At 70.9% G+C, this 14,198-nt stretch carries 8 protein-coding genes; 5 read left to right on the top strand and 3 right to left on the bottom strand.

The genetic code is table 11. From position 1 onward, the window contains the following. The first annotated feature begins 205 nt into the window (after positions 1–205). The 3 genes from JOF41_RS10980 to JOF41_RS10970 all read left to right on the top strand — a co-directional run bounded on the left by JOF41_RS10980 (position 206) and on the right by JOF41_RS10970 (position 3,465). Complete coding sequence (locus JOF41_RS10980; RefSeq protein WP_189223866.1) at positions 206–772, top strand: TetR/AcrR family transcriptional regulator; 567 nt, start codon at positions 206–208, stop codon at positions 770–772. Between the two features lie 46 nt (positions 773–818). Continuing rightward, entirely contained in the window at positions 819–1,367 is a 549-nt protein-coding gene (locus JOF41_RS10975; RefSeq protein WP_244989559.1) for a DUF4865 family protein, read from the top strand. Between the two features lie 247 nt (positions 1,368–1,614). Next, positions 1,615–3,465: a glycoside hydrolase family 9 protein gene (locus tag JOF41_RS10970; RefSeq protein ID WP_307867367.1), complete on the top strand. Its 1,851-nt coding sequence runs from the start codon at positions 1,615–1,617 to the stop codon at positions 3,463–3,465. 51 nt (positions 3,466–3,516) lie between these two features. Here JOF41_RS10970 and JOF41_RS10965 read toward each other — a convergent pair whose 3' ends face one another. Next, complete coding sequence (locus JOF41_RS10965; protein WP_229795700.1) at positions 3,517–4,536, bottom strand: LacI family DNA-binding transcriptional regulator; 1,020 nt, start codon at positions 4,534–4,536, stop codon at positions 3,517–3,519. Between the two features lie 230 nt (positions 4,537–4,766). On the opposite strand from JOF41_RS10965, the gene JOF41_RS10960 reads away from it, so the two are divergent. Continuing rightward, on the top strand, positions 4,767–5,903 hold the full coding sequence (locus JOF41_RS10960; protein ID WP_209618274.1) for an L-talarate/galactarate dehydratase: 1,137 nt from the start codon (positions 4,767–4,769) through the stop codon (positions 5,901–5,903). Between the two features lie 54 nt (positions 5,904–5,957). Here the strand turns inward: JOF41_RS10960 and JOF41_RS10955 are convergent, their stop codons facing one another. After that, complete coding sequence (locus tag JOF41_RS10955; protein WP_209618271.1) at positions 5,958–7,655, bottom strand: ThuA domain-containing protein; 1,698 nt, start codon at positions 7,653–7,655, stop codon at positions 5,958–5,960. 22 nt (positions 7,656–7,677) lie between these two features. Then, complete coding sequence (locus JOF41_RS37725; RefSeq protein WP_209618269.1) at positions 7,678–10,452, bottom strand: PQQ-dependent sugar dehydrogenase; 2,775 nt, start codon at positions 10,450–10,452, stop codon at positions 7,678–7,680. Between the two features lie 503 nt (positions 10,453–10,955). Here JOF41_RS37725 and JOF41_RS10945 point away from each other — a divergent pair. Next, entirely contained in the window at positions 10,956–13,814 is a 2,859-nt protein-coding gene (locus tag JOF41_RS10945) for a glycosyl hydrolase family 95 catalytic domain-containing protein (protein WP_209618266.1), read from the top strand. Positions 13,815–14,198: the final 384 nt, after the last annotated feature.

The following is a 14,198-nucleotide window of genomic DNA, read 5'->3' as shown; positions in this document are numbered from 1 at the left end:
ATTCGCGAAATTATTCCACCACCGCAGGCTGCTGTTGCCGACACAGCGGAGGTGGACATCTTTCGAATCAACGGGTTCCGGCGTAAAGTTACTCCACAGAAAAATCCAATCATAAAGACCGCGGTCCGGACACCGGCGAGCCCCGACCACGGGCGAGCACGCGTCACCGTTGTGCCTGTAACAACTAGTATGTACAGTCGCCCCCATGGACACCCGACAGCGGTTGCTGGACGCCACCAGGGAGCTGCTGTGGCAGCGCGGGTACGCCGCGACCAGCCCGAACGCGATCATGAAGGCGGCGCGCGCCGGTCAGGGCAGCCTCTACCACCACTTCGCGGGCAAGGAGGACCTGGCGGCCGAAGCCCTGCGGGGCAGCGCCGAGCAGTTGCGCGAGGAGGCCGCCGCGATCCTCGACGGGGAGGGTTCGCCAGCGGAGCGGATCGAGCGGTACCTGACCAGGGAGCGCGACAGCCTGCGCGGATGCCGGATCGGCCGGATGACCGCCGACGCCGACGTGCTGACCTCGGACCGTCTGCGGCAACCCGTGAGCGAGACGCTGGCGTGGCTGGTGGACAGGCTCGCCGGGCTGATCGCCGACGCGCAGGCGGCGGGCGAGTTGCGCGCTGACCTGGACCCTCGCGCCACCGCGTCCTGCGTGGCCTCGACCGTCCAGGGCGGCTACGTGCTGGCCAGGGCGGCGGGCAGCACGGAGCCCTTCGACCAGGCGATCACCGGGGCGGTCCAGCTCCTGCGTGGCGCGATGGTCGGTTGACCGGCCTGCCGCACGACAGCTGAAGGGGAACACGCTCGTGTACGCGATGCAGTACCGGATAAACCTGCCCGCCGACTACGACATGGGGATCATCCGCGACCGGGTCGAGCGTCGCGGGTCGGCCATGGACCGGTTCCCCGGTCTGAGGTTCAAGGCCTACTTGATCAGGGAGCGGCGTCGGGGCGAGCCGACCAACGAGTACGCGCCCTTCTACGTCTGGGACGACATCGAGGGAATGCGGCGCTTCCTGTGGGGCGGCGCCGGGTTCGCCGGGATCGTCGCCTCCTTCGGACGGCCCGCCGTCCAGGACTGGACCGTGGCCGCGGTGCTGGACGGCCCGTCACGGCACCACGCACCGCGCTGGGCCAGCAGGACGACCACACCGCTGCCAGGGCGCGCGGTGCCCGAGGAAGCCGTCCCCGCGGCGATCTCCGAGCTGAGGGCGGGTCTGGGGCCGGAAGTCCACTCCGCGGTGCTCGCCGTGGACGTCACCACCTGGTCGCTGTGCGCGTTCACCCTCCTGACCCGATCACCGGAGGTCGGCGAGGCGGAGACTTACGAGCTCCTGCACCTGTCCACGGGACCGGCGGCGTGATCACCCGCATTCTCTTGATCATGGCGTGCATCCCTCTCGCTTCCAGTCGGCTTCATGTTGCAGGCAACGCGGCACAGAACCTCTGAGAAAATTTCTCTGCGGACAACGAACGTTGACCAGGTAGTCGCTAGCAGGACAGTATGTGAGCCGCAAGCGCTCGTCTGGGAGCGCTCCCGGTCCGCAACACTGTCGTTCTGGATCGAGAAGTTTTCGGCCAGGGTGGCATGATCCGAAGGAGGATCTGCCCGTGCGCACTCATCAGCGGCTCCCCCGGCGGGTGGCGGTCACGACGGCCTCGGTGCTGGTCGCCGCGGCCCTGACCCCGCCCGCCGTGCTGGCGGCCCCCGACACCGGTCCTGCGGTGAAGGTCAACCAGGTGGCCTACGTGCCGGGACTGCCGAAGCAGGCCACGGTGGTCAACGGCTCGGGGGTGCCCGTGGAATGGTCGTTACGCGACGCCTCGGGGACGAGCGTTGCCTCGGGGCGGACGAGCGTGCGCGGTCCGGACTCGTCGTCCGGTGACAGCGTGCACGTCGTGGACTTCTCGTCGTTCGACACGCCGGGCACGGGTTACGTGTTGTCGGTGGCCGGGGCGAACAGCAACCCGTTCGACATCTCCGCCGATCCGCTCAAGCGCCTGCGCTACGACGCCTTGGCGTTCTTCTACCACCAGCGCAGCGGCACACCGATCCAGGCCCAATACGTGGGCGACCGGTACGCGCGGCCTGCCGGACACCTCAACGTCGCCCCGAACAGGGGTGACAACGGGGTGCCGTGCCGGGTGTCGTGCGGTTACACCTCCGATGTGCGGGGTGGTTGGTACGACGCGGGCGACCACGGCAAGTACGGTGTGGACACCGGTATCGCCGCGTGGCAACTGGTCAACGAGTACGAGCGCACGCTGTACGTGAACGGCGCGGACCGGGCGGCCCTGGGCGACGGGAAGCTGGCGATCCCCGAGCGCGGCAACGGTGTGCCCGACATCCTCGACGAGGCCCGGTGGGGTGTCGAATTCCTGATGAGGATGCAGGTCCCCGAGGGCCGGGCGGACGCGGGGATGGTGCGGCACAAGGTCAGCGACGAGAACTGGACCGGCCTGCCGCTGCGCCCCGACCAGGACCCGCAACCGCGTCTGCTCTCGGCCGTGACCACCGCCTCGACGCTGAACCTGGCCGCCGCGGCCGCGCAGGCCGCACGGGTGTGGAAGACCATCGACCCGGACTTCGCCTCCCGCGCCCTGACCGCGGCGCGGCGCGCCTACACCGCGGCCAAGGCCAACCCGACGCGCTACGCCGATCCCAACGACGGCAACGGCGGCGGCACCTACGTCGACAACAACGTCACCGACGAGTTCTACTGGGCCGCAGCGGAACTGTTCACCACCACCGGTTCCGACAGCTACCGCGCCGACGTGGTCGGGTCGTCGATGTTCCGCGGCAGGGGTTTCGAGCAGGGCGGGTTCGACTGGTGGTGGACCGCGGGCCTGGGCGACACGACGTTGGCGCTGGTGCCCAACGGGTTGCCCGCCGCGGACGTGGCGGCCACCCGTGCCGCGTTCGCCGCCTACGGCGACCGGCTGCTCGGTCAGGCCGCGACGCAGGGCTACCCGGCTCCGGCGGGCGGCTACTACTGGGGCTCCAACGGCGTGGTCGCCAACGCGGCCAACGTGCTGGCGCTGGCGCACGACTTCACCGGCCAGGCGAAATACCGGACGGGCGTCTACCAGACGTTGGACTACCTGTTCGGTCGCAACCCGTTCAACCACTCCTACGTGACCGGTTACGGGGAGCGCGCCACCCGCAACTCGCACCACCGGTTCTGGGCCAACCAGCTCGACCCGTCGCTGCCGATCCCGCCCGCCGGCCTGCTCGCGGGCGGCCCGAACACCGACCTCCAGGACCCGGTCGCCCAGGAGCGGTTGGCGGGCTGCAAGCCCCAGAAGTGCTACCTGGACGACATCAACGCCTGGTCGGTCAACGAAGTGGCGCTGAACTGGAACGCCGCGCTGGCATGGCTGTCGGCGTGGGCCGCGGAGAAGTCCGGACCGAGCGCCCCCGCAGGCACGACCTCCCCCAGCACACCGTCGGACCCGACCTGACCGACTACGTCGGCCGACCGGTGCGGGTCGCCGACACCGGGGCGTCGGCGATCACGCGGGCGGCGGTGCGGTGCTGCCTCGGACGACGAGCTTCGTCGGCAACTCGACGCGGTCGTTGTCCGGCTCACCGCCCGCCGCCAGGGTCAGCAGCATCCCGGCGGCCTCCGCCCCCATCCGCCGCAACGGCTGCCGCACGGTGGTCAGCGGTGGATCGGACCACTGGGTGAACGCCAGGTCGTCGAAGCCGACCACGCTCAGGTCGTGCGGGACGCGCAGCCCCGCCTCGCGGGCGGCGTCGTAGACGCCCAGGGCTTGCAGGTCGTTGGCGGCGAACACGGCGGTGGGCCGGTTGGGCAGGCGCAGCAGCTCGCGGGCGGCGGCGCGGCCGCCGTCGTGGTAGAGGGGCGCGGTCCGCACGAGCTTGCGGTCCTGCGGCACGCCTGCCGCGTCGAGGGCCGCGCGGTAGCCGTCGAGGCGGGCCCGGCAGCACAGGAACTCCGGCGGACCGTTGACCATGGCGACGCGCCGGTGGCCGAGCCCGACCAGGTGCCGGGTGGCGACCAGGCCGCCGTTCCAGTTCGTCGCGCCCACCGACGGGATCGAGTGGGTCGGCTCACCGGTGGGGTCCAGCGCGACCAGCGGGATGGAGCGGCTGCCGAGCTGGGCCAACTGGGCCTCGCTGAACTCCGCGGAGACCGCGATCACCCCGACCGGCCTGCGGGCCAGCATCTGCCGCGCCCACGCGCTCTCCGGGGTGTGGCCGCCCTGCATCTCCGTCAGGGTCACCGCCAGCCCGCTGGGGCGGACCGCCTCCTCGACACCGCGGATGATCTCCAAGGCCCACAGGCTGTCCAACGACTGGAAGACCACCTCGACGATCGGGACCGCCTCGAACTTCTCGTTCTTCTGGAAGCCGTGCTCGCGGATCAACTCCTCGATGCGCCTGCGCGTGCCGTCGGAGACGCCCGGCCGCCCGTGGATCACCTTCGACACGGTCGAGGCGGACACCCCGGCCAGGTCCGCGATCCGGGAAACCCGCACCTCACCACCCGCGCGCCCACCCACAGCCACGACGGCAGCCTACGCGAACCAGCACGGTCGACCGATCATGTCCCGACGGTCCGTCCGATGCGGCCCGGAGGGCGGTGGTGACGTCGTGCGGACCCGGCCCACGTCCCTCGGGCCGCTTCCGGTATGACCGTGACCACGCGCCACCCGGCGTCGGGCCTGCGGTTCGCCCCTGGGAAGCCCCCGGGAAACCGCGCCTCGTCCGCTGCCCCCGATCCCGCGAACGGAGTGCCATGACCGCCGTGCTCGACCGGATCACCTCGGTGGCCCTGTCGTCGGTGACCCTGCCCCTGCCCACGGGCGTCAGCGACGCCAAGGTGCTCACCGGCAGGCAGCGGCCGATGACCGAGGTCGCCTTCCTGTTCGCCGAGATCCGCACCGAGGCGGGCCTGGAGGGGGTGGGCTTCAGCTACGCCAAGCGCGCGGGCGGCCCGGCCCAGTTCGCCCACGCCCGCGAGGTGGCCCCCGACCTGGTCGGCGAGGACCCCAGCGACATCGGCAGGCTGTGGACCAAGCTGGTGTGGGCGGGCGCGTCGGTGGGCCGCAGCGGCGCCTCCACCCAGGCGTTGGCCGCCATCGACGTGGCGCTGTGGGACCTCAAGGCCAAGCGGGCGGGCCTGCCGCTGGCCAAGCTGCTGGCCGCGCACCGCGATTCGGTGCGCTGCTACAACACCTCCGGCGGCTTCCTGCACGAGTCGGTCGAGCAGGTCAAGGACAACGCCACCCGCGCGCTGGAGTCCGGCGTGGGCGGCGTCAAGATCAAGGTGGGCAGGCCGGACTGGGCCGAGGACCTGCGCCGGGTGGCCGCCGTGCGCGAGCACATCGGCGACGCGGTGCCGCTGATGGTCGACGCCAACCAGCAGTGGGACCGGCCCACCGCGATGCGGCTCTGCCGGGCGCTGGAGGAGTTCGACCTGGTCTGGATCGAGGAGCCGCTGGACGCCTACGACACCGAGGGCCACGCGCGGTTGGCGCGGTCGCTGGACACCGCCGTCGCCACCGGCGAAATGCTGACCAGCGTCGCCGAGCACTACGAGCTGATCCGCCACGACGCGGTGGACGTCCTGCAGCCCGACGCGCCGCGCATCGGCGGCATCACCCAGTTCCTCAAGCTGGCCGCCCTGGCCGAGCACCGCCACCTGCCGATCGCACCGCACTTCGCCATGGAGATCCACGTGCACCTGGCCGCCGCCTACCCGCTGGAGCCGTGGGTGGAGCACTTCGACTGGCTGCACCCGCTGTTCAACGAGCGACTGGAGACCAGCGGCGGGCGGATGCACCTGTCGGACCGCCCCGGACTGGGCATCACCCTCAGCGAGCAGGCGCGCGCCTGGACCGTCGACCGGACCACCATCGACAGCACCCGCTGACGACCCGCGAACGCGGGAACCCCACCGCTGGTTCTCGTCGAACGTTCCTTCGGTTCAGGGCGGGTTCCAGCGTTGGTTGGCGCCGCCGTGGCAGGTCCAGACGATCAACCGCGTGCCATCTGCCGAACCGCCGCCATCGGCGTCCAGGCACTTGCCCGACTGCCCGTTGACCAACGACCCGTTCCCGCCCACGGCCCAGTTCTGCCCACCACCACCGGTGCAACTCCACAACCGCACCACACTGCCGTCAGCGGAACCAGCCGCGTCCAAGCACTTGCCCAACGACCGCAACGTGACCCCGTCAACCGCCCAACGCTGATTCGCACCACCGTTGCACGACCACAACTGCACCTTCGCCCCGTCTGCCGAACTACCTCCGTCGACATCGACGCACTTGCCCGCGACACCGACGATCGGCCCGGTGCGGGGAGTGGTGCCACTCAGTTCCCTGATCCTGATGTTGCGGAACGACACGTCGTCGCCATCGCCGTGGTTCTGGATGCCGATGTGCCCGGAGGCCAGGGATCGGACCGGGTCGGTGTTGGTGAAGTCGTTGATCTGCGCGCCGTTGAGGAACACGCGCAGGCGTTCGCCTTCCACCAGCAGCTCGAAGGTGTTCCACTCGCCGGGCGGGTTGAGCGCGGCGTCGCGGGCGGCCTGGTCTGCGGCCTTGAAGCCGTGGACCGCACCAGTGGTCCTGTCGGCGGTGTCGGTGGCGTCGATCTGCACCTCGTAACCGTTGTCCATCGCGGAGTTCGGGTCGGTGCTGGCCGGGAACCCGACGAAGACCCCGGAGTTGTCGTCGCCCGCCATCCGCCAGTCCAGCTTGAGCGAGTACGAGCGGTACTCCCGCGCGCTGTTCCACAGCAGCCCCAGTCCGCCGAACGAGGTCAGCGTGCCGTCGCTGTTGGTGAAGCCGCCCGGCCCGGCCTGCGACCAGCCGGTGGTGGAGCCGTTGTAGAGCGCGGTGTAGCCGTTCTCCGGCCGGCAGTCGGCTTTGGTCCGGCCTGCCGCGTAGCGGATGCCGCCGAGGACCATCGCGCGGAAACCCGCCTCGGCGTAGCCGGCTTTGGTGTGGCCGGCGCCGGTGTAGAAGGACCGTCCGCTTTGGACCGTCTTGCACCACGTGTGCGGGTGGTCGGCGCCCATCGAGCCGCCGGTGTAGGTCGACTCGTCGAGGGTGGCCAGGACTCGGGCCGTGGACCGGACGCTGCCGCGGAAGTCGTACCACTCGTCGGTCCGGGTCCACGCGGGGCCGAGGTGCGCGGTGGCCGCGTGAGCCCGGTCCTCCACCCGGACCGTGGCCTGCTGGATCGCCGGGTGGGAGGCGAAGTACGTGCCGACCAGTTCGCCGTAGAACGGCCAGTCGTACTCGGTGTCGGACGCCGAGTGGATGCCGACGTACCCGCCCCCGCCGCGGACGTAGGACTCGAACGCGGCCTGCTGGGCGGTGTTGAGCACGTCGCCGGTGGTGTTGAGGAACACCACCGCCTCGTACCCGGCGAGTTCGGCGGCGGTGAAGCGGGCCGAGTCCTCGGTGGCGGTCACCCTGAAGTTCCCCGCCGCGCCGAGATCCCGGATCAGCTGGATGCCGGTCGGGATCGCGTCGTGGCGGAAGCCCGCGGTTTTGGAGAAGACCAGCACGTCGTACGGCGCGTCGGCGGCCGTGGCCGGTGGACCGGAGGCGAGTGCGGCGGTCGTGCAGGCGACGACCGTCACGCCGATCGCGCGTCGTGCGAACGAGTTGCTCATCTCTCACGCTCCCAGGAGGCGATCACGGCAGGGTCCAGCGTTGGTTGGCGCCGCCGTGGCAGGTCCAGACGATCAACCGCGTGCCATCTGCCGAACCGCCGCCATCGGCGTCCAGGCACTTGCCCGACTGCCCGTTGACCAACGACCCGTTCCCGCCCACGGCCCAGTTCTGCCCACCACCACCGGTGCAACTCCACAACCGCACCACACTGCCGTCAGCGGAACCAGCCGCGTCCAAGCACTTGCCCAACGACCGCAACGTGACCCCGTCAACCGCCCAACGCTGATTCGCACCACCGTTGCACGACCACAACTGCACCTTCGCCCCGTCTGCCGAACTACCTCCGTCGACATCGACGCACTTGCCCGCGACACCGACGATCGGCCCCGCCCCGGTTCCGGTCGCCGTGTCGAGCGTGTACGCGTCGACGTCGAACAGCGTCCCCGTGCCGCCTGCGAAGGTGAGGTACAGCGTGATGGTCCCGGTGGGCACGGTAGCCAGAGTGGTGGACACCTCGGTGAAGGTCTCCCACCCGCCGGTCACCGGCACGGTCACCGTGCCGAGCACCGGCCCGGCAGGCGAGCCTGCCCGCACCGACAGCGTGCCGCCGGAACCCGCGGAGGACACCCTGGCGGTGAACCGGTTGGCCCCGCCGAGCGCGTACGGCTCGAACGCGATCCAGTCGCCGTTCTGGATGTCGCCGACGGTGCGCCCGCCCTCCGCCGCCGCCTTGTCGTAGAGGGCGGTGCCGGATTGCGTCGAGTAGTGCTCGGCCTGGCGGTGCCGCAATTGCAGGACGTGCTGCGTGTGCGTGGTCACCGGCGGCTGGCCGTTGGCCCCGAGGTCGGTGTACTCGGCGTCGAACACCGCGAACAGGTTCGCCGCCGTGTCGTGCTCGCCGTCCACCGGGATCCGCATCGTCCCCGAGCAACCGGTCCGCGTGGTGATCGGGTGCCCGTGGCTGTCGTGACCCAGCACGTAGCTCAACTTCACCCGGCCGCAGTCGATCGCGCCGTCCTCCCGGTCCGACGCGGTGATCGTGTACGGCACGGTGTCGCCGAAGCTGAACAGCGCCCCGTTGGCCGGGGCGTCCAACCTGACCTCCGGGGCCGTGTTCCCGACCGAGATCGACACGCCTGCCGAGCCCGTGCGCCCGCCGGGATCGGTCACGGTGAGCGTCACCGAGTACTGACCGTTGGCGGTGTAGGTGTGGCTCGGGTTGGCCGCGGTCGACGTGGTGCCGTCACCGAAGTCCCACGAGTAGGTCAGCGCGCCGCCCTCGGGGTCCGAGGAGCCCGCCGACGAGAAGGCCACCGCCAGCGGTGCGCTGCCGGACGTGCGGTCCGCGCTCGCCCGCGCGGTCGGCGCGCGGTTCCCGGCCGGGTTGTACTCGATGCGGTAGAGCGCGGAGCTGGCGTCGCCGCTGCCCCAGCCGGTCCCGTAGTCCAGGACGTACAGAGCGCCGTCCGGACCGAAGGCGGCGTCCATGACCTGCGTGCCGCGCCACGGGAAGTCGCTGACCTGCCCGGCCGAGCCATCGGCGTTGACGTCGATGGTCTTGATCCAGCGCCGCCCGAACTCGGTGGCGAACACGTGCCCGTCCAGCGAGGCCGGGAACTTGACCGACGAGGGGTTGGCCGCGTCGTACCGGTACACCGGCGCGCTCATCGGGGACTCCGACCCGCAGCCGAACGCGGCGAAGGAGCAGTTGTCGTACTTGATCCACGCCGACCGCGCGGCGGGCAGGGTGGTCAACCCGGTGTTGCGCGGCGAGTTGTTCACCGGGGCGGCGCAGTCGAACCGGCTGCCGGAGGGCCCGGACGGGAACGCGTAGTCCACGTACGCCTCCGAGGTCGTGTTCGTGCCGACGCAGTAGGGCCAGCCGAAGTTGCCCGCCGAGGTGATCCGGTTGAACTCCACCAGGCCCGCCGGACCGCGGGCGGAGGTGGCGGTGCCCGCGTCCGGTCCGTACTCGCCGAGGTAGATCGCCCCCGTCGGCTTGTCCACGTTGAAGCGGAAGGGGTTGCGCAGCCCCATCGCGTAGATCTCCGGCCGGGTCCCGGCGGTGCCGACCGGGAACAGGTTGCCCGCCGGGATCGAGTACGACCCGTCGGGGTTCACCTTGATCCGCAGCACCTTGCCGCGCAGGTCGTTGGTGTTGCCCGCGCTGCGCTGCGCGTCGTAGGCGGGGTTGCGGTTGGTCCGCTCGTCGATCGGGGTGTAGCCGCCGGAGTCGAACGGGTTCGAGTCGTCACCGGTGGACAGGTAGAGGTTGCCCGCCGCGTCGAAGTCGATGTCGCCACCGACGTGGCAGCACATGCCGCGGTCGGTCTGGACCTCCAGCACGGTCACCTGGCTGGCGGTGTTGAGCGTGAAGTCGGCGTTCAGGGCGAACCGGGACAGCCGGTTGACGCCCTTCCAGGCCGAGAAGTCCGTTCCGGTGGCAGGCGCGTCGCCCGCCGGGGTGGACAGGGGCGGGGCGTAGAAGAGGTAGACGAACCGGTTGGCGGCGAAGCCGGGATCCACCCCGATGCCCTGCAACCCCTCCTCGTCGTGGCTGTAGACCGGCACCGAGCCGATCACGGCGGTGACCCCGTCGGCGGTGGTGCGGCGCACCGTCCCGTTGCGGGAGGTGTGCAGCACCGAGCGGTCCGGCAGGACGGCGAGCGTCATCGGCTCGCCGACCTCCGCCACCCCGCGGGCCAGCTCGACCTGCTGGAAGTCGGCGGGGTCGACCGCGTGCGCGGAGGCCGGTGGCGGGGAGCCGAGCACCGTCGCCACTGCGGCGGCGGCCACCAGGAGGAGGGTGGCCGCCGCGGCTGTGGCACGGCGCCCTGTCGCGGACCCACGCCCGTCCCTCCCGGCGAGGAGGTTGCGGGCGCGCCATCTGTCCCTCGTGGACTTCCCGCTTGCTGTCCGCCCGATGGCGAATGGATGTCGTCGCACAGAAGAGTCTCCCTCGTCATCGTCGACGGGCGGACCGGGAACAACACGGGAGAACCGCGCCCGTTTCGCACGGTAACCACCGGGAAACCGGGCGTCAACGCTCAAGGTTGCTAAAATTGTTAGCGCTAACGGAGCACTGACCAGGCAGGATGACTCGCCCGAAGCCAATTTTCAGCTGTCGAACACGGTTCGATGAGGTCAGAGCGCAACTTCTGCTGTTAGCGCTCACAATATGCCGCTCCGGGTGATTGACGGCCAGGATCGGGCACGGCTACTTTGCCCGCAGGCCCGGTTGGGAGGTCCCGTCGATCGCCACCGGCGCAGCGACCACTGTCCTTTTCGGAGGTTCCAGGATGACGGGCTTACCACGGAGGCGGCTGGTGCAGCTCGGCGCCGCGAGCGCCGGTGCCGCGCTGGCCTCGGGCGGCTGGACGCCGACGGCGCGCGCGGACTCGGCCGCGCCAACGGAGGTGCGCGCGGTCGACGACCTGGCGCTGTGGTACGACGGGCAGGCCGGGACGGACTGGCTGCGCGCGCTGCCGGTCGGCAACGGCCGCCTCGGCGCGATGGTCTTCGGCAACGTCGACGCGGAGCGGTTGCAGCTCAACGAGGACACCGTGTGGGCGGGCGGTCCGCACGACTACACCAACACGCGGGGCGCCGCCGCCCTGCCGGAGATCAGGCGACTGGTGTTCGCCGACCAGTGGGCGCAGGCGCAGGGCCTCGTCGACCAGGCCATGCTGGGCAACCCGGCGGGCCAGCTGGCGTACCAGACCGTCGGCGACCTCAGGCTGGTCTTCCCCTCCCCCGGCGCGGTCTCCGGGTACCAGCGGTGGCTCGACCTGACCACCGCCACGTCCGTGGTGACCTACCTGGCGAACGGCGTGCGGCACCGGCGCGAGGTCATCGCCAGCGCGCCGGACCAGGTGATCGCCGTGCGCCTGACGGCCGGGACGCCGGGGGCGGTCTCGTTCACCGCCACGTTCAGCACTCCGCAGCGGGCGGCGGCGTCGAGCCCGGACGGCACGACGATCGCGTTGGACGGCCGCTCCGGCGACCACCGGGGCATCGCCGGAGCGGTCCGCTTCCTCGTGCTGGCCAAGGCGGTGGCCGAGGGCGGGAGCACCAGCAGCTCCGGCGGCGCGCTGCGGGTGTCCGACGCCACCAGCGTGACGCTGCTGATCTCGATCGGCACCAGCTACGTGGACTACCGGAACACCGGGGGCGACTACCAGGGCATCGCCAGGGGGCGGCTCGGTGGCGCGGCGGGCACGGCCTACGACGTGCTGCGCGCCCGGCACGTCGCCGACTACCAGCGGTTGTTCGGGCGCGTCACGCTGGATCTCGGGCGCACGGCGGCGGCCGACCAGCCGACCGACGTCCGCATCGCCCGGCACGCGGGCACCGCCGACCCGCAGTTCTCCGCGCTGCTGTTCCAGTACGGCCGGTACCTGTTGATCTCGTCGTCGCGTCCGGGCACCCAACCGGCCAACCTGCAAGGCATCTGGAACGACCAGCTGACCCCGTCGTGGGACTCGAAGTACACGCTCAACGCCAACCTGCCGATGAACTACTGGCCGTCCGACACGACGAACCTGCCCGAGTGCTACGAGCCGGTGTTCCGCATGATCAGCGACCTGGCGGTCACCGGTGCTCGCACCGCGAAGGCCCAGTACGGCGCGGGTGGCTGGGTCACCCACCACAACACCGATGCCTGGCGGGGTTCCTCGGTGGTCGACGGGGCGCTGTGGGGCATGTGGCAGACCGGCGGCGCGTGGCTGGCCACCATGGTCTGGGACCACTACCTGTTCACCGGCGACATCGGCTTCCTGCGCTCCTACTACCCCGCGGTGAAGGGCGCCGCCCAGTTCTTCCTCGACACGCTGGTGGAGGAACCCGCCCTGAAGTGGTTGGTCACCAACCCGTCGAACTCCCCCGAGCTGCCCCACCACGCGAACGCGAGCATCTGCGCGGGACCGACGATGGACATGCAGATCCTGCGGGACCTGTTCGAGGGCTGCGCCCGCGCCTCGGAAGCGCTGGGCGTGGACGAGGACTTCAGGGCACGGGTCCGCGCGACGGCCCGGCGGCTGGCCCCCACCAGGGTCGGCTCCAGGGGCAACGTCATGGAGTGGCTGCACGACTGGGTGGAGACCGAGCCGAACCACCGGCACGTCTCGCACCTGTACGGCCTGCACCCGAGCAACCAGATCACCAAGCGCCGCACACCCGCGCTGTTCGAGGCCGCCCGCCGGACCTTGCAGCTGCGCGGTGACGCGGGCACCGGCTGGTCGCTCGCCTGGAAGATCAACTTCTGGGCGCGGCTGGAGGAGGGCGGCCGGGCCCACGACCTGATCCGCTCCCTGGTCACCCCCGAGCGGCTCGCGTCCAACATGTTCGACCTGCACCCGCCGTTCCAGATCGACGGCAACTTCGGGGCCACCTCGGGGATCGCGGAGATGCTGCTGCACAGCCACGACGGTGAGCTGCACCTGCTGCCCGCGCTGCCCCCCGCCTGGCCCGCCGGGCGGGTGACGGGCCTGCGCGGCCGAGGCGGACACACCGTCGGGGCGGCGTGGAGCGGCGGCCGGACCACGGAGCTGTCCGTCACCCCGGACCGCGACGGCGTGGTCGAGGTGCGCAGTCGGCTGTTCACCGGGACTTACGAACTGCACGACACGACCAGCGGCACCCCGGTGCGGCCGGACCAGGTCGAACCCGACCTGGTCCGGTTCACCGGTCAGGCGGGCCACACCTACCGCGCGACCTCCTCGGGACAGCCGCCGCTGGTCGAGCCCGGCGTGCACTACCACCTCGTGGCGCAGCACAGCGGCAAGCGGGCCGACATCAGCGGCGCGTCGACCGCCGCGGGCGCCACCCTGGTCCAGTGGTCGGGCACGGGCGGGCTCAACCAGCAGTTCGACTTCCTGCCCTCCGGGGACCACTACCGCGTCCGGGCCCGGCACAGCGGCCTGGTGCTCCAGATCGCGGGCACCGACACCGGTGCTGACATCACCCAGCAGCGCGACACCGGGACGCCGGAGCAGCTGTGGCGGCTGGTCGATCACGGCGGCGGGGTGGTGAGCCTGGTCAATCAGCGCAGCGGCCTCGCGGTGGACGTGTGGTCCGCCTCCACCGCCGACGGCGCCCGCATCTCGCAGTGGACCTCCACCGGCGGCTTCAACCAGCGCTTCCAGCTCCAGCGCGGTTGACCACCGCCGCCCACCGAGGAGGTGCCCGCCGGGATCACGGTGTCCGAGCAACTGGTCGACCAGCACGAGCGAGAGCTGCCCAGGAGCGGGGACTCGTCGGTCTTCAACGAGGCGACGCCGGTGTTGAGGAGCTGATCGGTCGCCGCGCCCCAACTGGACGTCATCAGCATCGCCGCGGGCAAGGGGCACGTCCGACTGCCGTCCGGAGCGGTTGCCTGCGCGATTCCGGCCGACCCCGAGCCGGACGTCGGCGGGTGAGCACACCCCCACCGAGGATGAGGAAAGCGTTCTCCGAAGTAAAGATATTCGCGCTAACTTCAGCCCGGCATGAAGATTGGCGGCCTTGACCTGGCGACCGTCATCGTCCACAGTCGGGAAACCACA

This window comes from Saccharothrix coeruleofusca, from assembly GCF_017876325.1.
Lineage (GTDB): Bacteria > Actinomycetota > Actinomycetes > Mycobacteriales > Pseudonocardiaceae > Actinosynnema > Actinosynnema coeruleofuscum.
The sequence above is the reverse complement of the archived record's forward strand: the minus strand, read 5'-3'. Positions and strand labels throughout refer to the sequence as shown.

Excerpts from the sequence above, each read along its gene's own strand:
- JOF41_RS10975 (WP_244989559.1), top strand. The coding sequence starts at position 819 with ATGCAGTACCGGATAAACCTGCCCGCCGACTACGACATGGGGATCATC.
- JOF41_RS10955 (WP_209618271.1), bottom strand. The coding sequence starts at position 7,655 with ATGAGCAACTCGTTCGCACGACGCGCGATCGGCGTGACGGTCGTCGCC.
- JOF41_RS10960 (WP_209618274.1), top strand. The coding sequence starts at position 4,767 with ATGACCGCCGTGCTCGACCGGATCACCTCGGTGGCCCTGTCGTCGGTG.
- JOF41_RS10945 (WP_209618266.1), top strand. The coding sequence starts at position 10,956 with ATGACGGGCTTACCACGGAGGCGGCTGGTGCAGCTCGGCGCCGCGAGC.
- JOF41_RS10980 (WP_189223866.1), top strand. The coding sequence starts at position 206 with ATGGACACCCGACAGCGGTTGCTGGACGCCACCAGGGAGCTGCTGTGG.